Genomic DNA, 19,273 nt, shown 5'->3' on the forward strand with positions numbered 1-19,273 from the left:
CAGAGGGGGAAGATCCCCCCTCGCCTCTTCGCGGATGTCGGCCAGCATCATTCGAACAGCGACCGGAAGTCGTCCACGTTCTCCGGGGTGACGATGGTCACCGGCACAGAGATTTCGCTGTCCACCGTCTCGCCCGCGTGCAGCGCGATCAGCGCCTCGACGGCGGCGGCGCCCATGCCCGCCGGATCCTGCTGGATCACCGCCTTCACGTAACCGTCGTCGATGCCGTCGATGGCCTGCGCCGTCAGATCCCAGCCAAAGACCGAAAGCGCGTCCTGCTTGCCCTGCGAGGAGACGGCGGCAATCGCGCCCATCAGGGCAGGTTCGCCGGTGGCATAGATCGCCGTCAGGTCGGGATTGGCGGTGATCAGGTTCTCTGCCGCCGCCAGGGCCACGTCCTGGACGTTCTGGCCATCGACCGTACCCGCGACGGTGACGCTCTCGCCGTCCAGCGCCTCTTCGAACCCATCCTTGCGGACGTTCTGGATGTAGGAATTCAGCGCCCCCACGATACCAAGCTTGGAGGCCTCGGTACCGTGTTCTCGTTGTAGAAGGCGGCAAGGTCCGCACCCGCCTTGGCATTGTCGACGCCGATCTGCGCCTTCTGCGGGCCGCCCTCGGGCAGGATCGCGTCGATGGCGACAACCGGAATGCCCGCGGCGTCGGCCTGTTCGACCGCCGGCATGATGCCGTTCACGTCGATGGCCACCACGGCCAGACCGGCCACGCCTTCCTGGATATAGGTCTCGATGGCGCTGTTCTGGGCGGCGGAATCGTTGTTGGCGTTGAAGATCACCAGGTTCACGCCCGCGGCCTCTGCCGCTTCCTGCGCGCCGCGGTTCATCTCGTTGAAGAACAGCGCCTGTTGGTTGATCTGCACAAGGGCAAAGGTGGGGGTTTCCTGCGCCAGCGCGGTGCTGGCGAGAAGACATGCGGCAACACCCGCGCCAAAGGCGCGCCGGGTCGGTTTCATCGTCATTTTCAGTACCTCTGTGTGTTGGAACTCGGTTTCAGTCAGAGAGCAGTCCTGGCAGGCGGCCCGACAGAGGCGCGTTCCACCAGGGTGACGGGCAAGAGCTCCTCTTGCGGAAGCTTCGTGCCTTCGGAGAGTGCGGGAGGATCGAGCAGCAGGCACAGCGCCCGCCTGCCCAGATCCCGCACCGGCTGACGCACCGCCGTGACGGCAGGCGCGAACAGATGCAGGGGGCCGACATCGTCGAACCCCACGACAGAGAGGTCTTCGGGGACCGAGACGCCGGTCGCCTGAAGGACCTCGTAGAGGCCGATGACCAGCTCGTCAGAGCTGGCGAAGATCGCGGTCGGGCGGTTGTCGCGCGGACGGGCGACAAATTCGCGCGCCGCCGCGCGCCCGGCGTCGAAGGTATAGGCACCGGTGGCCCGCTCTATCATGCAGTCGGGGCCGCCGACCTCGGCCATACCGGCGGCGAAACCGCCAAAGCGGCGCTGGCCGGAAATCATCTCGTCCACGCCGCCGATGAACAGCACATGCCGGTGACCCGCCTGCGCAAGGTGACGCCCCGCCAGCCGCCCGCCCTCGTAGTTGTCGCAGAACAGCTTGGGCACCTGCGCGCCGACCACGTCCTCGTCCACCACCACACAGGGGCCCGCGCCATTGATCCGCTCGGCCAGGGCCGGGTCGCCCTGGTGGTTGGTGATGAAGATCAGCCCATCCGCATGGCCCTGCCGAACGAGGTCGATATAGGAAAACTCGCGGTCGCGCCGGTTCAGCGTGGCGTGCAGCGCCAGCGCCTTGCCGCGCGCATCGGCCTCTTCCTCGACCGCCGCCACAAGGGTGGCAAAGAAGGGCGTCGCGATGTCGGGCACGATCAGGCCGATGGTATCGGTGCGCCCGAGGCTGAGCCGCCGCGCGTGGGGATTGGGCTTGTAGTTCAGCGCGCGGATCGCGCCGTTGATCTGCTCGGCGGTCTTCGCGGGCAGATCGAGCGACCCGTTCAGGAAGCGGGACACGGTTGTCTTCGAGACGCCTGCCGCCTTTGCAACATCCTGAAGGTTCGCCATACGCCCATCCCATCTGCGCGATCACAGGCGGCCAATCCGCCTGTAAATCGGTTTAGTAAACTGGTTTACATGAACCTTGGCCGCGAATCCGTGAGTCTGTAAAGAGGAAATTCTCGTTGCGGGCGGGTATTTTTGCGGGGCGCCGAAATTTGGTGCGAAGGATCGCGGACCCGCAACGCGCGATGCACTGCGGTCGCGCAAAGCCGTGACGCCCCGCGCAGGCGCCTTTTTCCACGGCTTATCTTATGCCGTCCGATCCCGGGTGCGGCGGCCAACAGGGCCGCGACACGCGGGCGGCCCGGATGTCAGGTATTCAGGTCGCCCCGGCGCGCAGCGGCAGGGAGGGGCTGCCCCGCCCTATTCCGCCATGTGGCAGGCCACCCGGGTCTGCCCGAGGCGGCGCATCTCGGGTCGGGTCGTCTTGCAGACCGCCTGCGCGATGGGGCAGCGCGGGTGAAAGGCGCAGCCCGGTGGCGGATTGATCGGGTCGGGGATCTCGCCCTCGGGCGGCTGCACCTCGCGACCAAAGCCATCCATGCGCGGCGCGGCCTCCAGCAGCATCTGCGTGTAGGGGTGCTTCGGATCGTCGAAAAGCGCCTCGGGCGCGGCCTCTTCCACCAGCCGGTAGAGGTAGAGCACGCCGATGCGATCCGCCATGTGGCGCACCACCGTCAGGTCGTGGCTGATGAAGACATAGGTCAGGCCGAACTGGTCCTTGAGGTCGCTCATCAGGTTCAGCACCTGCGCCTGCACCGAGACATCCAGCGCCGAGGTCGGCTCGTCGCAGACGATCAGCCGCGGGTCAGAGGCCAGCGCCCGCGCGATGCAGATGCGCTGACGCTGCCCGCCCGAGAACTCATGCGGGAACTTGCCCGCGTCCTTGACCGACAGGCCGACCTGTTCCAGCAGTTTCTCGGCCAGCCCCTCGGTCTTGCCGCCGCGCGCGGCGACCGGTTCGGCGATGATGTCGCGCACCCGCCAGCGCGGATTGAGCGAGGCATAGGGGTCCTGAAAGATCATCTGGATGTCGGCCCGGACCTTCGCGACCTTGGCCGCGTCGGTTTCGCGCGCAAGATCCACACCCTCGATCTGAACCGCACCGTCCGAGGGCCGCAGAAGACCCACCAGCATCTTGCCGATCGTGGATTTGCCCGATCCGCTTTCGCCGACCAGCGCATAGGTCGTGCGTTCCGGGACTTCGAAATCGACCTCTGACACGGCGGTCAGATAGGCCTTGGGGCGCCGTTCCAGCACGCGGTTCAGCCAGGGTTTCGAGACGTCGAAGACGCGGCTGAGAGTATCGACCTTGACCAGTGCCATTACAGGGCCTCTTCTTGGGCGTCTTGTGTCAGGGGGTGCCAGCAGGCGGCCTTGCCGTCCTGCACCTTCGGTGGGGGTGGCTGGCGGCAAAGGTCCGTGGCGCGGGGGCAGCGCGGGTGAAAGGCGCAGCCGTCCGGCACCGCGTCCAGCCGGGGCATGGCGCCGGGGATCTGGTGCAGCCGCGCCTTGCCCGCCGAGGCCAGCGGCGTCGATGCCATGAGCCCGTGGGTATAGGGGTGCTGTGGCCGGGTCAGCACATCGCGCACCGGCCCCAGCTCTGCCAGCCGCCCGGCGTACATCACCGCGACGCGGTCGGTGGCCTCGGCGATCACACCCATGTCGTGGGTGATCAGCATGACCGCCGTGCCGCGCTCGCGGCAAAGCCGCTTGAGCAGGGCGATGATCTGCGCCTGAACGCTGACGTCCAGCGCCGTGGTGGGCTCGTCGGCGATGATGAGGCTCGGCTCGGCGCATAGCGCGAGGGCGATCACCACGCGCTGGCGCATCCCGCCCGAGAACTCGTGCGGATAGCTGTCCACCCGTTCGGCGGCGCCGGGGATGCCCACCTCTTGCAGGGCGGTGACGGCGCGGGCGCGGGCCTCGCGTTCCGAGATCTTCAGGTGGGTCAGCATGGTCTCGACCAGCTGGTCGCCGATCCGCAACAGCGGGTTCAGAGAGGTCAGCGGGTCCTGAAAGACCATGCCGATCTCCTTGCCGCGCAGGCGGCGCATGGCCTCGCCCTTCAGCTGGTCGATGCGGCTGCCGTTCAGCCAGATCTCGCCGCCGGCGATATGGGCCGGCGGGTTCAGCAGATCGATGACGGCATTGCCGGCCATCGACTTGCCCGCGCCGCTTTCGCCCACGACACCAAGGATCTCGCCGCGCGCAATGTCATAGCTGACGTCTTCCACCGGGCGCAGGATGCCGTGCCGGGTCGGGATCTCGACGGTGAGATTGCGGATGGAAAGGACGGTGTCAGACATGCTGTTCCCTCCGGCTTGGACCCGCGCTCGGAGCGCGCAAGTGCCATGCCCGACCTCGGGACGGCAGCGCCACCGAGCGTGGTCGTTGGGGCGCAGAGACCCCGGCGCCGCGTGCGGGGCGGTCGTTGCTGAATGCCCTCCCGTCACGCCAAATGCGTGCCGCCGACAATCGGCGCCCCTCTGGGGCGACGGGGAGGTCGGGCATGGCGCATGCGCGCCGGGGCGGTACGGTTGCGGGGATCGTCATCAGCGCAGCCTCGGGTTCAGGGCATCGCGCAGCCAGTCGCCCAGCAGGTTCACCGACAGGGCCAGAGCCAGCAGCGTGCAGGCCGGAAAGAACAGGATCCACCACTCACCCGAGAACAGGAACCCCTGCCCGATGCGGATCAGCGTGCCCAGCGAGGGCTGCGTGGGCGGCGCGCCGACGCCGAGAAACGAAAGCGTCGCCTCGGCGATGATCGCCAGCGCCAGCGAGATGGTCGCGATAACCAGCACCGGCGACAACACGTTGGGCAGAATGTGCCGCAGCATGATCGCCCCCGACCTGCGCCCGATCAGGCGGGCGGCGGCGACATATTCCTTGTTCTTCTCGACCAGCGTGGCGCCCCTGACGACGCGGGCGAATTGCACCCAGTCGCTGAGGCCGATGGCGAGGATCAGCACCCAGATCGCCATCTGGTCGCGGTACTCGACCGGGGTCACCCCCTTGGCCACGCCGAAGATCAGCATCGCCACCAGGATCGAGGGAAAGGTCAGCTGCACGTCGGCGATGCGCATGATGATCGTTTCCAGCCAGCCGCCGACATAGCCCGAGATCAGCCCCAGCGTGATCCCCAGAACCATGGCGAAGGCCACCGCAGAGACCCCCACGAAAAGCGAGATCCGCATGCCGTAGAGGATCGTGGAGAAGACGTCGCGCCCCTGATCGTCGGTGCCCATCAGGAAGGTATCGCCGGTGAAGGCATTGGGCGCCCCCGGCGGCGTGAAGCCGTTCATCAGGTTCAGCGAGGCCGGATCGAAGGGGTTGCTGGGCGCGATCCACGGCGCCAGCAGCGCCGAGAGCAGCAGCAGCAGAACCACCAGCGCCGAGACGACGGCCACCGGAGAGCGGCGGAAGCTGTAGAAGACATCGCTTTCCAGCGCCAGGCGCAGGCGCGACTTGTTCACGGCGACGGGCATGTCAGAGGGGGTGTCCGGGCGGGTCTCGGTCATGTCAGTGCCCTCCCGAGCGGTCGGCGCGCAGGCGCGGGTCGATGAAGAAATACAGGATGTCCACCAAGAGGTTGATGGCCACGAACATCACCGAGATCAGCATCAGGTAGGCGGCCATCACCGGGATGTCGACGAACTGGATCGCGTTGATGAACAACAGGCCCACGCCGGGCCACTGGAACACCGTTTCGGTGATGATGGCGAAGGCGATGATCGCGCCCAGTTGCAGGCCGATGACGGTGATCACCGGCACCATGGTGTTCTTCAGCGCGTGGCGGAAATTCACCGCACGCTCGCGCAACCCGCGCGCGCGGGCAAAGCGGATGTAGTCCTGCCGCAGGACCTCCAGCATCTCGGAGCGCACCAGCCGCATGATCAGCGTCATCTGGTACAGCCCCAGCGTGATCGAGGGCAGGATCAGCGCCTTCAGCCCGCTGGTCGTGAGAAAGCCGGTGGTCCAGCCGCCAAGGTCCACCACCGCGCCCCGCCCGAAGCTTGGCAGCCAGCCCAGCTCGACCGAGAAGACGTAGATCAGCAGGATGCCGATCAGGAAGGTCGGCAGCGATACCCCGATCAAGGAGCCCGACATGATCACGCTGGCCAGCACGCCGTCGCGGCGGATCGCGGTGAAGACGCCAAGGGCGATGCCGAAGACGATGGCCAGAACGCTGGACACCAGCGCAAGCTCCAGCGTGGCGGGGGCGCGTTCCAGCAGGATCTCGGTCACCGGGCGGCCCTGCCGGTAGCTGACGCCAAAATTGCCCTGCGCCGCCTCTTGCAGGAACTTGAAGTACTGCACCACGAAGGGCTGATCCAGACCAAGGCGCTCGCGCAGGCGGGCGATGTCCTCGGCGGTGCGCTCCTGCCCCAGCATGTTGTCGATCGGATCGCCGACAAAGGTGAACATGGAAAAGGCGACGAGGCCCGTGACCAGCAGCACCAGGATCGACTGCCCCAGTCGCCGGATGATGAATGCGAGCATCCTGCCCCCGTTGTTTGGGTCGGGGCCGCAGCGGGGCGACCCCTGCCTGTCTTCAGTTAACCGTCACCCAGCGCAGGATGAAGAAATCGTCCGGGCGCTGCGTCAGGTCGATATTCGCGCGCGTGCCCCAGACCAGGGGCTGCACGTAAAGCGGCACATAGGCCTGTTCGTCGGCCATGATCTGCGCGACCTCGTCCAGCATCGCCTGCCGCGCGTCCGCGTCCAGTTCCGACTGGATCAACGGCAGCAATTCGTCGATGCGGGCGTTGGAGTAGCCGCCGAAATTCCAGCTGCCCAGCTTCTTCTCCTCGTTCTCGGTGGCGACGAGGAAGCGGATCGGGTGCTCGGCGTCGAAGGTGCCCGGCGACCAGCCCAGCAGGAACAGGTCGAAGTTGTCGGACCGCAGCTCCGGCCAGTAGTTATTGACCGGCATCGCGTCCAGCGTGGCGCGCATCCCGGCCTGGGCCAGCATGCCCGTCACCGCCTGGCAGACCGCCTCGTCGTTGAGGTAACGGTCATTCGGGCACTTCAGACCGAAGGTGAAGCCCTCGGGATATCCCGCCTCGGCCAGAAGCGCCCCGGCCTGTTCGGGATCGTAGGCGGGCGCCTCGGGCAGCGCCTCGGAATAGCCGTGCATCGCGGAAGAGACGAGCTGGTTCACCGGCTCGGCATTGCCGCGCATGGTGGTCTGCAGGATCGCCGGCACGTTGATCGCATGGGCCACGGCGCGGCGGACCCGCGGGTCGGCAAAGGGGTTTTCGCCCTGCACGTCAGAGGAATACTTCAGCGCCTCGGCGTCATGCGGAAAGCCCAGCATGATCACGCGCGCCTCGATCCCCTGCACGACCTTCACGTCGGGGTTTTGCGCCAGCCGCGCGACGTCCTGGATCGGCACCGGGTTGATGAAATCCACGTCGCCGGACAAAAGCGCCGCCAGCGCCGTCGCCGGGTTCTGGATCGGTGTCAGCTCGGCCCGGGTGATGTTGTGCCCGGCCTCGTCCCACCATGCCTCGAAGGGCTCAAGCACCGTGCGCAGGCCCGGCTCTCGCGCGGTGACGCGGAAGGCGCCGGTGCCGTTTGTGTTCAGCGTGGCGAAGTTGCCGCTCTCCTTGTCCGGGCGGGCGGCGTCGTTGGCCTCGGCCCAGCCGCTGTCCATGATCATCCAGTTGGCGATGGACGAGGGGAACAGCGGGTTCGGCGCCGCGGTCATGAAATCCACGGTGTAATCGTCCACCACGACCACGTCCGAGACCGGGGCGAACCAGCTTGCGGTATCCGCTTCGGGGCTGGAGGCGCGCTGGTAGGAAAACAGCACGTCTTCGGCGGTGAAGGCGGCGCCGTCGTGGAAGGTCACGCCTTCGCGCAGGGTGAACCGCCAGCCCTCGCCCGCGCCGATGGGCTCCCACGCGGTGGCCAGCGCGGGTTCGACGCTCATATCCTTGCCGCGCCGCACGAGACCCTCGTAGACGTTGTTCAGAAAGCCCAGCACCGGGGTCGAGTTGACCGCGTGCGGGTCCATCGACTGCGGGTCTGTGGTGACGGCCCAGCGGAACTCTTCCGCATGGGCGGCAGAGGCACAGGCGGCGGCCAGCGCGGCTGAAAGCAGGATGTGTCGCATGATGGTTCCTTCCCCGGGGGCCGCGCCGATCTGCAACGGCGCGGCGTTCACCGGTCGAGTAGAACACGAATCCCCGCGCGCCACCAAGACGCGCGGGGAAGCGCGATCAGTTCACGGTGAAGTATTTCACCTTGGGCTGATCCTCGGGGTCGACCTCGATCCCGAACTTCTCGGACATGCCCCAGTTCAGCACCTGGTGGTGGATCGGGATGTACAGCGCCTCGTCCTGAACGATCCGCCAGATCGCTGCGATCTCGGCGTCGCGGGCTTCGAGATCGGTGTTCGAGGCCAGCGCCTTGATGCGGGCATCGAGATCGTCGTTGTCGTAGCCGGTGGCGTTCCACGTGCCGATGTCGCTTTCACGGTACGGTGCACGAGGAAGTTGAAGATGTACTCAGAATCGTAGGTCGGCACACCCCAGCCCAGCATGTAGAAATCGGTTCCGCCGTCCGAAATCAGCGGGAAGTGCTGCGCCTTGGGCTTGGCGTCGAGGTTCACGGTGACGCCGATCTGGCCCAGCATCCCGACGGCGGCCTGACAGATCGCCTCGTCGTTGATGTAGCGGTCGTTCGGGCAGTCCAGCCGGATCGAGAAACCGTCCGCGTAGCCCGCCTCTTCCATCAGTGCCTTGGCGCCCGCGACGTCGGTCACGCTTTCGGCGTCCATCTCGGCGGTCCAGCCGTTGACGAAGGGCGGCGCGATCATGCCCGCCGGGATCGACTGGCCGCGCATCACGACCTGCTGGATCGCATCGCGGTTGATCGCCATGGACATGGCCTTGCGCACGCGCACATCCGCCAGCGGGTTCTTGCCCTCGACATTGTCGCCCTCGATGTCCTCGGGCCCCATGTGCAGGCCAAAGAAGATCACCCGGTTCTGCGGCGCCTGCTTGACGGTCAGCCCATCGCCGTTCTCGACCCGTTCGAGATCCTGCACCGGCATGTCCTGAAGGAAATCGATCTCACCCGACAGCATCGCGGCGACGCGGGTCGCGGGGTTCTGGATCGGGGTATAGACGATTTCGGTCACCTCCATCGGGAACTGGTCGCGGCCCCAGTATTCCTCGTTGATGGTCATGACGGTGCGCACGTCGGGCTCGCGGCTTTGCAGCTTGTAGGGGCCGGTGCCGTTGGTATTCGTGGTGGCATAGGTGATCTCGCCGCCCTCGAAATCCTGCACCTCGGCGGTGTCGTTGGCCTCGGCCCAGCCCTTGTCCATGATGAAGAGGTTGGTCAGGTTCGCCGGCAGGATCGGGTTCGGCCCGTTGGTGACCATCTCGACGGTGTAGTCGTCCACCGCGCGCACCTCGGTGATCGAGTTGATCAGCTCTTTCATGTCCGAGTTCGGCTGCATGGCGCGCTCGAAGCTGAAGACCACGTCCTCGGCGGTGAAATCCGCCCCGTCGTGGAATTTGACGCCCTCGCGGAGATTGAAGACCCAGACGGTCGGGTCGTCTTCCTTCGGCGCCCAGTCGGTGGCAAGCGCGGGCTCGAAGGCGCCGGTCACGTCACGGATGATCAGCGGCTCGTACATCTGGTGGCGGATGGTGTGGGTCGGGCCCTCGTTCTGGGCATGCGGGTCCAGCGTCAGCGCGTCCCCGGCGCGCGCCCAGCGAAGCGTTTCGGCACTCAGCGGCACCGTGGTCGCCATCAGCGCCCCGATCATGGAAAGGGCAAAGGTCTTTTTCATGGTGGTCTCCCTGTCGGACATTCTCCGTCTCTGCCTGCAAGTGTTCGTTTTTTTGGGTAGCCTTGACAAGAGCAAGCGGCCATGACGCCACGGCGCGCCGTGGCCCGGGCCGCCAACCGGAAGCGGCAGACTGCGCCAGAGGTCCATCCGCATCGTCGCGCTGGACGCCCCGGCACGGACCCTCGGCCTCGCCTTTCTCCCGGACACGACCATCGACGCGCCGCTTCTTCCCCGGACCGTCGCGGCATCCCCGCGCTCTCGCGCCGGGCCCGGGCACCACGGGTCGCAACAGCAGTCGCGATGAAAATGTTTCACATCCGGATGAGACTCTGCCTATACCTGTTGCATGAGCAAAGTCACCGCAAAGGACGTCGCCGAACGCGCCGGAGTTTCACCGTCGGCGGTGTCGCGCGCCTTTCGCGGAACCGGGCCGATCACCGAGGACAAGCGCCGCGCGATCTTTGCCGCAGCGTCCGATCTTGGCTACATCAGCCCCGTCGACCGGGTGCTTTCGGCGCAGGCCACGGATACCATCGCCATGGTCGTCAGCGAGATGCAGAACCCCTTCTACCCCGCCGCCGTCGATGAATTGACGCGGCTGCTGCCCGCGCGCGGGCTGAAGGCCATCGTGCATGTGGTCCCCGCTGCCGAGGATGCCGACGCGATCATCCGGCAGGTGCTCGACTACCGGACAGAGGGTGTCATCCTCACCAGCTCCACCATGACCTCTGGTCTTGCGCGGGCCTGCCGCAAGAACGGGCTTCCGGCTGTTCTGCTGAACAGGGTGCAGTCGGATAATCGCATGATGGCAGTGTGTTGCGACAACTATAGCGGCGCGCAGCGGATCGCGGAACGCTTCCTTGACGGCGGGCGGCAGCGCATCGCCTTCATGGGTGGCCGGCGCGACACCTCGACCCATCTGGAACGGATGCGCGGGTTCCGCGATAGGCTGGAGGACGCCGGGCGCGGCATGGAATTGCAGTTCGACGGCGCCTTCGACTACCGCAAGGCCTTTGCCGCCGCGCGCGAGATGCTGGCCCTGCGCCCGCTGCCCGACGCGGTCTTCTGCGCCAATGACATCATGGCCATCGCCACGCTGGACGCCGCCCGGATCGACGGCATCCGGGTGCCCGACGACCTCGCCGTGATCGGCTTCGACGACATCCCCATGGCGGCATGGGAATCCTATCGCCTGACCACCGTGCGCCAGCCGCTGCGCCGGATGCTGGGGCTGGCGGTCGATATCCTCGTGGCCTCGGACAGGACGGAGACAGAGGGCGACATTCGCATTCTGGCCGGAAAGATGATGGAGCGTGACAGCGGATAGTGAAATAATTTCACTATAATCGGAAACTCTTGCACCGCGCGCCCGACTCATGCTTCCCCTTTCGCCAGTCCCCCGATCCGTCGGGCGGTTGATATCCAAGGGAGGAAGATCATGAAATTCCGTTGCCTCGCGGCGACGGCGATCCTGTCGCTGTCCGCCATCGCCACCACCCTGCCCGCGCAGGCCGAGACCCGCCTTGCCTTCGGCGCGACCAACTCGCAAAGCGCCCATTACGCCTATTTCGCCGGGCTCGCGCAGATCGTGAACGGCGCCTTTCCCGACAGCTATCAGGCCTCGGTGGTGGAAACCGGCGCCACCGTCGACAACCTCAAGCGGATGGCGCGCGGCCAGCTGGATATCGGGCTGATCACCACCTCGACGCTCTATCAGGCCTATTCCGGCGTGAAGTCCTTTGACGGGCGCCCGGTCGAATCGAAGCTGCTCTGGGCCTATTCCCTGGCCCCGCAGAACGTCGTCGTGCGCCGCGATTCCGGCATCACCGAGCTCGCCGCCCTCGACGGGCAGAAGTTCGGCCCCGGGATGCGCGGCTCTTCGACCGAAGCGACCTCGCAGGAGGTCTTCGACCTGCTTCAGATCACGCCCGACTGGGTGCGCGGCACCAATGCCGAGCAGGCCAATGCGATCAAGGACGACCGCTCGGAAGGCTTCATCAAAAGCGCCGTGGGCACCAGCTTCGACGCGCTGACCACCGACATCGCCGCCTTCACGCCGCTTCAGGTGCTGGGCTTGTCGGACGCGCAAGAAGCCGGGATCCGCGCCGAACTGCCCGAGCTGTCGATCGTCGAGATGCCCGGCGGCGAGATGGAGAACTCCGGCCCCTACACCGCTTGGGGCTTCATGATCGGCGTCTCGGCGCGCCCCGATCTCGACGAGCAGACCGCCTATGACATCACCAAGGCGGCGATGGAAAACATGGCCCAGCAAGAGGCGGCCTTCCCGGCGGTCAAGGGCCTGAACCTGCCCGAGCTGACGCTGCAATACGCCACCAGCCCGCTGCACCCGGGCGCGATCCGCTACTACGAGGAAATCGGCCTGACCGTGCCGGACAACCTCCGCTGAACGCGGCCTGCCCGGTCCGGGATCCCCCGGGCCGGGCGCGAAGCCAAGGCAACCCGGGGCCCGCGCGGCCCCTCTTTCCCCTAAGGTGTCGCAATGCCCCCCTTCCTTGCCCCCGCCAACCTGCGGCAGACGGCGATAGCCGTGCTGGCCGTCCTGCTTGGCGCCTTCGTCTTCTACACCTCCTTCAGCGGGCCGTTCGAGTCGCTGGTGCAGCGCGCGCTCTTCGTCATGACGATCGCCGCGCTGGCCGTGCTGATGCACCCCCTCTTCGAAGGAACCCGCCTGCGCCCGCTCGGCATCGCGATCGACCTTGCCATCGTCGCAATCGTCACGACCTCGGGCTGCTACATCATCGGCCATTACGAAAGCATCATGACCGAACTGCCATGGGCCACGCCACTGGGACATGGCCATGGGCTTCGGCACCCTGCTCTGCGTGTTGGAGCTGGCGCGGCGCACCTCGAACTGGGTCTTCCCGCTGATCGTGCTGGCCGCCGTGGGCTATGCCTTCTTCGGCTACCTGATCCCCGGCCAGTTCGGGCACCGCGGCTTCGACTCCGCCTACCTGACCGAGATCATCTTCCTCTCGGACCGGGGTCTGTGGGGGATGCTGGTCAACGTCGCCTCGACAACGCTGGCGGCCTTCGTGCTGTTTGGCGCGATCCTGCTGCACACCGGCGCCGGAGAGACCTTCTTCGACCTCTCGGCCCGGCTGGGCGGCGCTCGCCCCGGCGGCGCGGCCAAGATCGCCACCTTCGCCTCGGGCTTTTTCGGGGCCATCAACGGTTCGACCGTGGCCAATGTGGCGACCACCGGCAACTTCACCATCCCGCTGATGAAGCGCCTGAAGTACCCGCCCGCCTATGCCGGCGCGGTCGAGGCCATCGCCTCGACCGGGGGACAGCTGGCGCCGCCGATCATGGGCACCGCCGCCTTCGTCATGGCGGAACTGGTGGGGATGAACTACTGGTCCATCGCGCTGGCCGCCGTGGTCCCGGCACTGCTCTTCTACCTCGGCGTCTACAGCACCGTGCATGTGATCGCCCGCCGTCAGGGCTTCAGCCCCGTCACCGACGACAGCCTGCCCGACTGGCGCGGCGCCATGAGCCTTGCCCGGCTTGCGCCCATCGCGGCGGGGCTTGGCGGGCTGGCCTTCGGCGTGGTCAACGGCAACTCGGTCGAACTGACCGCCTGCTACGGCATGATCGCCATGCTGGTCGCGGTCCTCGTCGCCCGCATCAGTCAGGGAGAGGACCCGCGCGCCGTCTTCGCCATCATCCTCCGCGCGCTCGAGGCGGGCGGCAAGGGCGTGGTGATCGTCGGCATCCTGCTGGTCGGGGCGCAGGTCTTCGTCGCCATGATCAACCTGACGGGCTTCGGTGTCGCCGTCACGGCGGCCGTGCTGGCTATCGGTCAGGGGCAGCTTTGGCTGATCGCGGGGCTTATGGCCGTGGTCTGCCTGATCGCGGGCATGGGGCTGCCGACCTCTGCGGCCTACGTCATGGTCGCGGCGGTCTTTGCCCCCGCGCTGATCCAGCAGGGCATCGACCCGCTGGTGGTGCATATGTTCGTGCTCTACTACGCCGCGCTGTCCGTCATCACGCCGCCGGTCTGCCTTGGCGTCTTCGTGGCCGCCACCATCGCAGAGGCGCCGTGGATCAAGGTCGCGGGCCAGACCCTGCGGCTGGGCGCCACCGCCTATGTGCTGCCGATGCTCTTCATCGCCTATCCCGGGATGCTGGGCGGCGGCGGGGCCGAGGGCATCGCCCGCGCGGTGCTGTCGGGTGCGGTTTTCGTGCTGGCCACGGCGCATCTGCTGGGCGGCGCGAAACTGCCCTGGAGCGGCGTTTCTCGCCTGCTCTGGGCGCTGCCCGCCGGGCTGGCGCTGATGGCGCCATGGCTGGCCACGCTGGGCGCGGCGGTGATCTTTGCGGGGCTCGTCATGGCCTCGCGCCGGGTCGCCCTGCCCACCCCCTCCGCCGACACGCAACCCGCCTGAGAAGGAGCGCCCCCGATGACCAACGCAGAGTTCAAGGCCCGCATGGCCGCCCGCGCGCCGCTGATCGGCGCCTTCCTCAAGACCCCGCATCCCATCGTGATCGAGGTCATGGCCCGCGCCGGGTTCGACTTCGTCGTGGTGGATGCGGAACACGCGCCCTTCGACCGGGGCAGCGCCGACGCCATGGTGATGATGGGCCGCGCCATCGGCCTGCCGGTGGTGGTGCGCGTGCCCATGGCGACACCCGACTGGGTGCTCGGCATGGCCGATTCCGGCGCCGCCGGGCTGATGGTGCCGCATGTGGAAACCCCCGCGCAGGCACAGGCACTGGCGAAATCGCTCGCCTACGTTCCCGGCGGGCGCGGCTTTGCCGGCACCACACGGGCGGCGGAATACGCGCGCCGGTCGCTGTCTGAACACCTTGGCCGCGCCCGCGACGAGATCGCGCTGATCTGCCAGATCGAGGACCCGGAGGGCGTGACGAACGCCGGGGCCATTGCCGCGGTCGAGGGCGTCGACGCGCTGTTCATCGGGCGCGCAGATCTTGCCGTCTCGCACGGGCTGGACGACTTCTTCGCCCCCGAAGTGGCCGAAATGACCCGCACCATCCTTGGTGCCGAGGGCTGCGCCACCGGGCTTTACTGCGCCCCGTCCGAGACGCTGGACGCGCACCGCGCCGCCGGTGGCTCGCTCTTCGTGGTCGGCTCGGACCACACGCTGTTGCAGGGCGGCGGGGGCGCGCTGACGCAGTCCTTCCGCTCCGCCTTCCCCGCCTGACCCTTCGCCAGAGAGGACACCCCATGACCATCACCCATCTCAAGCGCGGCAAGCCCGAGGACGCGCGCCAGCAGGACGACGCACAGACCCGCGCCACGGTCGAGGCCATCCTGGCCGACATCGAGACGCGCGGCGATGCCGCCGTCCGCGCGTTGTCCGAGAAATTCGACAGCTACAGCCCCGCCAGCTTTCGCCTATCGCAGGGTGAGATCGACGCCCTGATCGCCACGCTGTCCGAGCAGGAGGTTGCCGACATCCGTTTCGCGCAGGCGCAGGTCGTGCGCTTCGCCGAGGCGCAGCGCGCCTCGATGACCGACGTCGAGGTCGAGACGCTGCCCGGCGTGATCCTCGGCCACAAGACCATCCCGGTCCAGTCGGTCGGCTGCTACGTGCCGGGCGGCAAGTTCCCCATGGTCGCCTCGGCGCATATGTCGGTGGCCACGGCCAAGGTCGCGGGCGTGCCGCGCATCGTCGCCTGCACACCGCCGTTCAAGGGCCAGCCCAACGCGGCGGTGATCGCGGCCATGCACTTTGGCGGCGCCGACGAAATCTGGGTTCTGGGCGGCATTCAGGCGGTGGGCGCCATGGCGCTGGGGACCGAAAGCATGGAGCCGGTGCACATGCTGGTCGGCCCCGGCAACGCCTTCGTGGCAGAGGCCAAGCGCCAGCTTTACGGGCGCGTCGGCATCGACCTCTTCGCCGGCCCGACAGAGACCATGGTGATCGCCGACGACACCGTGGATGCAGAGCTTTGCGCCACCGACCTTCTGGGGCAGGCCGAACACGGCTACAACTCGCCCGCCGTGCTGGTCACCAACTCGCGCAGGCTGGCCGAGGGCACGCTGTCCGAGATCGACCGCCTTCTGACCATCCTGCCCACCGCCGACACCGCCCGCGCGTCGTGGCAGGATTACGGCGAGGTCATCCTCTGCGACACCCACGACGAGATGCTGGCGGTCGCCAATGACATCGCCTCCGAACATGTGCAGGTGATGACCGACCGCGACGACTGGTATCTGGACAACATGCACAGCTACGGCGCGCTCTTCCTCGGGCCCCGAACCAACGTGGCCAATGGCGACAAGGTGATCGGCACCAACCACACGCTACCGACCAAGAAGGCGGGGCGCTACACGGGTGGACTTTGGGTCGGCAAGTTCCTGAAGACGCACAGCTATCAGCGCATCACCACCGACGAGGCGGCAGCCGAGATCGGCGCCTATGGCTCGCGCCTCTGCCTGCTCGAAGGCTTCGCGGGCCATGCCGAGCAATGCAACATCCGCGTGCGCCGCTACGGGGGCGTGGCCCTGCCCTACGGCGGCGCCGCCGCGCCGAAGCAGGCGGCGGAATGAGGTGAGGGGCTGACGGTCCGAGCACTGATCGAGTCGACCCGAAAGGAAAAGGGCAGCGCCGTCCCGAGGGTGGCGCAGCCCGGCCTGCCGCCGGGCGGGACATACCTGCCCAGTCCCGCACGGGGTTCCGAAATCTCGAGCCTCCATCCCGCAACCGCAACAAGGACGCGCAGTGCACGCGGCCCGGGTGAAGAATGCAGCCGCCCCCACCCACAACCAAGGACGACCCCATGAAACTGCCCGCCACCCCGGCCTTCACCCTTCACGGCAAACGCGCGCTGGTGACCGGCGCGACCTCTGGCATCGGGCTTGGCGCGGCCACCGCACTGGCCCGGGCGGGCGCCCATGTGGTGGCCGTGGCCCGCCGCCCCGCCCCGCTGGCCGATCTGGCGCAGGCCATGGCCGACGAGGGCCTGTCCTGCGAAACACTGGCGCTGGATATCGGCGACGTCACGGCCACCCGCGCCGCGTTTGAGGCGATGGAGGCACCGGACATCGTCGTGAACTCTGCCGGACTGGCGCGCCACGGCCCCGCGCTCGACACCACGCCAGAGGATTTCGACGCGGTCATGCATGTGAACCTGCGCGCCGCCTATTTCCTTTCGACCGCCGCCGCCCGGCAGATGATCGCCGCCGGAAAGCGCGGCGCGATCCTGCATGTCAGCAGCCAGATGGGCCATGTCGGCGGCATCGACCGGGGCGTCTACTGCGCCTCGAAACACGCGATTGAAGGCATGGTAAAGGCGATGGCGCTGGAATGGGCCAAGGCGGGCGTGCGGATCAACACCCTGTGCCCCACCTTCATCCGCACCCCACTGGGAGAACAGACGCTGAAGGATCCCGCCCGCCGGGCCTGGATCGAGGACAAGATCAAACTGGGCCGGGTCGGAGAGATCGAGGACATCATGGGCGCCGTCGTCTACCTGTGCTCGGAGGCTTCGGCGCTGGTGACGGGCACCTCGCTTCTGGTCGACGGCGGCTGGACCGCCGACTGAGCCCCCGTCCGGGCGCGCCGCGGTTGTCTTCCTTCATGTCCGCGATGCGTTGCAGGCCGCTGGCAGGTTTGACCGCGCTCCTGCAAAGGCGGCTCTTTGTCCGTCTGAAGCGTTGTACCGGCCTGCGCCCGATGCGACATCGCGCAGCCCAAGGGGCAACCGGGCCAGACCAACGCCCCAAACCGCCGCAAACCGGACGGCTCTCTGCCCCTGCCAGCCCCATCCGAACAGGGCTGGCGCTCGGCCTGCTTTGAACCGGTGGCCGGATGCGCGCCGCCAGCCCGACAGTCCGCCCCCCGCGTGGAAGACCCCCATGGCGCGGCATCACGGGCAGCGCGGGCCCGTGGCCGCGCGGGCGGTCCTCAGGCCAGCATCTGGCCGTCGCCGCAGACCGATATGGCCTGTCCCGAGATCGTGCACCCGCGCGGGCTGGTCAGGAACAGGATCTGGTCGGCGATTTGCTCGGGCGTCACGTAGTCCTTGATCGAGGTGTAGGAAAAGGCCTCGGCCTCGACCTGCTCGAAGCTCAGGCCCCGGCGCTGCGCCTTGGCCTCCAGCACCCGGCGCTGGCGGTCCCCCGCGACGATGCCGGGCAGGATGGCGTTGCAGCGGATGCCGTCGCGGCCCAACTCGATCGACAGCGACTTGGTGAAGCCGATGACGCCCCATTTCGCCGCCGCGTAGGGGGTGCGCATGGCAAAACCCAGCCGCCCCGCCAGCGAGGACAGGTTGACGATCGAGGCATTGGCGCTGTCCCGCAGCGCCGGGACCGCGTGCCGCACGCAGTGGAACTGCGCGGTCAGGCAGATCGCCAGCGTCGAATCCCAGTCCGCCGGGTCCAGTTCCTCGACCGGGGCGGTCGGACCGGCGATGCCCGCATTGTTCACGAGGATGTCCAGCCCGCCCAGATGCGCCTGCGCCGCCGCCATGAAGCCCGCGATCTGACCGGCGTCACCCATGTCGGCGCGCTGGCGAAAGACCTCGGCGGGCAGCGTGTCGAGCGCCTCCTCGTCGATGTCGCAGGTCGCCACGCGGGCACCCTCGGCCAGATAGGCCTCTACGATGGCGCGGTCGATGCCCTGCGCGCCTGCGGTGACGATGACCCGCGCGCCCTCCAGCTCCAGTTTCATGTGATGATCCTCCTCCGGTTGTCGTCCGTCTCGACGCCGCCATGGGCGCGGATAAGCTCTGATGCGACGCGGATGTCTTCCGCGATGGCCCGGGCCGCGGTGTCGCCGTCGCGGGCGCGCAGCGCCTTGCAGAGCAGGCGGTGATGGGCGCGGGAATGGTGGCTGCGAGACCGCTCGGCGTCTTCGCTTTCGCTGGCGCCGGTGTCGACGCCGATGTCGAAGTTGATCACCGGCCCGGCCTTCAGCCAGAGCACGCCGATGACCTCCATCAGCGCGGGCGACCGCGCCGCGCGGTAGACGGCGAAATGCAGGTCCTTGTTGGCGGCCACCGCCGCCGCGCTGCCATAGGCCTGGTCCAGCACCTCTTCGAAGCGCTCGGCCAGCGCGGCGATCTGCGCGACCTCGGCCTTGCCCGCGCGTTCCGCCGCCAGCCGCGCCGCCTGCCCTTCGTTCAGCATGCGCACCATGGTCAGGTCGGCGAATTCCTCTGCCGTCATCAGGGGCACCATGACCGCGCGCTTGGGCGAAACCTGCAGCGCACCGCTGGCGGCAAGGCGACTCACCGCCTCGCGCACGGGCATCATCGAAACCTCCAGCCGTTCCGACAGATCGCGCAGGGACAGCCGGTCGCGGGGCCTGAGGGCGCCCGACAACAGCATCTCTGACAGCGTGTCAAACACCTGTTCCGAAAGGGTTTGTCGGCGGGCGGGTTCTATGCGGTCAAGCGGCTGGGTCATGATCTTTCTTAACGTCTGTTGACACCTTCACG

The 19,273-nt window shown here is 67.5% G+C and carries 16 protein-coding genes and 1 pseudogene; 6 read left to right on the top strand and 11 right to left on the bottom strand.

Going from position 1 to position 19,273, the window contains the following annotated elements; translation table 11 throughout:
- Positions 1-47: 47 nt before the first annotated feature.
- From ABFB10_RS22345 to ABFB10_RS22385, 9 genes and pseudogenes are all read right to left on the bottom strand, one after another.
- Positions 48-509, bottom strand: a complete 462-nt coding sequence (locus ABFB10_RS22345; RefSeq protein ID WP_347168415.1) for a substrate-binding domain-containing protein — start codon at positions 507-509, stop codon at positions 48-50.
- A complete protein-coding gene (locus ABFB10_RS22350; protein WP_347168416.1) occupies positions 497-979 on the bottom strand; it encodes a substrate-binding domain-containing protein in 483 nt (160 codons plus the stop codon). Before ABFB10_RS22350 ends, ABFB10_RS22345 begins: the two co-directional genes overlap by 13 nt.
- 35 nt (positions 980-1,014) lie before the next feature.
- On the bottom strand, positions 1,015-2,040 hold the full coding sequence (locus tag ABFB10_RS22355; RefSeq protein ID WP_347168417.1) for a LacI family DNA-binding transcriptional regulator: 1,026 nt from the start codon (positions 2,038-2,040) through the stop codon (positions 1,015-1,017).
- Between the two features lie 357 nt (positions 2,041-2,397).
- Entirely contained in the window at positions 2,398-3,360 is a 963-nt protein-coding gene (locus tag ABFB10_RS22360; RefSeq protein ID WP_347168418.1) for an ABC transporter ATP-binding protein, read from the bottom strand.
- Positions 3,360-4,343, bottom strand: coding sequence for an ABC transporter ATP-binding protein (locus ABFB10_RS22365; protein ID WP_347168419.1), 984 nt, complete (start codon positions 4,341-4,343; stop codon positions 3,360-3,362). The genes ABFB10_RS22360 and ABFB10_RS22365 overlap by 1 nt, the downstream gene beginning before the upstream one ends.
- 246 nt (positions 4,344-4,589) lie before the next feature.
- A complete protein-coding gene (locus tag ABFB10_RS22370) occupies positions 4,590-5,555 on the bottom strand; it encodes an ABC transporter permease (protein ID WP_347168420.1) in 966 nt (321 codons plus the stop codon).
- Position 5,556: 1 nt separating this feature from the next.
- Positions 5,557-6,537 (bottom strand): ABC transporter permease, encoded by a 981-nt coding sequence (locus tag ABFB10_RS22375; RefSeq protein ID WP_347168421.1) that lies wholly within the window; start codon positions 6,535-6,537, stop codon positions 5,557-5,559.
- Positions 6,538-6,589: 52 nt separating this feature from the next.
- Complete coding sequence (locus tag ABFB10_RS22380; protein WP_347168422.1) at positions 6,590-8,155, bottom strand: ABC transporter substrate-binding protein; 1,566 nt, start codon at positions 8,153-8,155, stop codon at positions 6,590-6,592.
- 106 nt (positions 8,156-8,261) lie between these two features.
- Positions 8,262-9,844, bottom strand: a pseudogene (locus ABFB10_RS22385) (ABC transporter substrate-binding protein).
- A gap of 346 nt (positions 9,845-10,190) precedes the next feature.
- Here ABFB10_RS22385 and ABFB10_RS22390 point away from each other — a divergent pair.
- The 6 genes from ABFB10_RS22390 to ABFB10_RS22415 all read left to right on the top strand — a co-directional run bounded on the left by ABFB10_RS22390 (position 10,191) and on the right by ABFB10_RS22415 (position 17,374).
- A complete protein-coding gene (locus ABFB10_RS22390; RefSeq protein ID WP_347168423.1) occupies positions 10,191-11,171 on the top strand; it encodes a LacI family DNA-binding transcriptional regulator in 981 nt (326 codons plus the stop codon).
- Positions 11,172-11,282: 111 nt separating this feature from the next.
- Complete coding sequence (locus ABFB10_RS22395) at positions 11,283-12,251, top strand: TAXI family TRAP transporter solute-binding subunit (RefSeq protein ID WP_347168424.1); 969 nt, start codon at positions 11,283-11,285, stop codon at positions 12,249-12,251.
- Positions 12,252-12,663: 412 nt separating this feature from the next.
- On the top strand, positions 12,664-14,250 hold the full coding sequence (locus ABFB10_RS22400) for a TRAP transporter permease (RefSeq protein ID WP_347168425.1): 1,587 nt from the start codon (positions 12,664-12,666) through the stop codon (positions 14,248-14,250).
- A 15-nt stretch (positions 14,251-14,265) separates the two neighbouring features.
- Positions 14,266-15,027, top strand: coding sequence for an HpcH/HpaI aldolase family protein (locus ABFB10_RS22405; protein ID WP_347168426.1), 762 nt, complete (start codon positions 14,266-14,268; stop codon positions 15,025-15,027).
- 23 nt (positions 15,028-15,050) lie between these two features.
- The gene (gene hisD, locus ABFB10_RS22410) at positions 15,051-16,379 is read left to right on the top strand and encodes a histidinol dehydrogenase (RefSeq protein ID WP_347168427.1); all 1,329 of its coding nucleotides are present in this window, start codon (positions 15,051-15,053) and stop codon (positions 16,377-16,379) included.
- 230 nt (positions 16,380-16,609) lie between these two features.
- The gene (locus tag ABFB10_RS22415; protein WP_347168428.1) at positions 16,610-17,374 is read left to right on the top strand and encodes an SDR family NAD(P)-dependent oxidoreductase; all 765 of its coding nucleotides are present in this window, start codon (positions 16,610-16,612) and stop codon (positions 17,372-17,374) included.
- A gap of 362 nt (positions 17,375-17,736) precedes the next feature.
- Here the strand turns inward: ABFB10_RS22415 and ABFB10_RS22420 are convergent, their stop codons facing one another.
- Both ABFB10_RS22420 and ABFB10_RS22425 read right to left on the bottom strand, forming a co-directional pair.
- Positions 17,737-18,504 (bottom strand): SDR family oxidoreductase, encoded by a 768-nt coding sequence (locus ABFB10_RS22420; RefSeq protein WP_347168429.1) that lies wholly within the window; start codon positions 18,502-18,504, stop codon positions 17,737-17,739.
- Positions 18,501-19,241, bottom strand: coding sequence for a GntR family transcriptional regulator (locus tag ABFB10_RS22425; protein ID WP_347168430.1), 741 nt, complete (start codon positions 19,239-19,241; stop codon positions 18,501-18,503). Before ABFB10_RS22425 ends, ABFB10_RS22420 begins: the two co-directional genes overlap by 4 nt.
- Positions 19,242-19,273: the final 32 nt, after the last annotated feature.

This window comes from Ponticoccus litoralis, from assembly GCF_039769985.1.
In the GTDB taxonomy this organism is placed as follows: Bacteria; Pseudomonadota; Alphaproteobacteria; order Rhodobacterales; family Rhodobacteraceae; genus Ponticoccus; species Ponticoccus litoralis.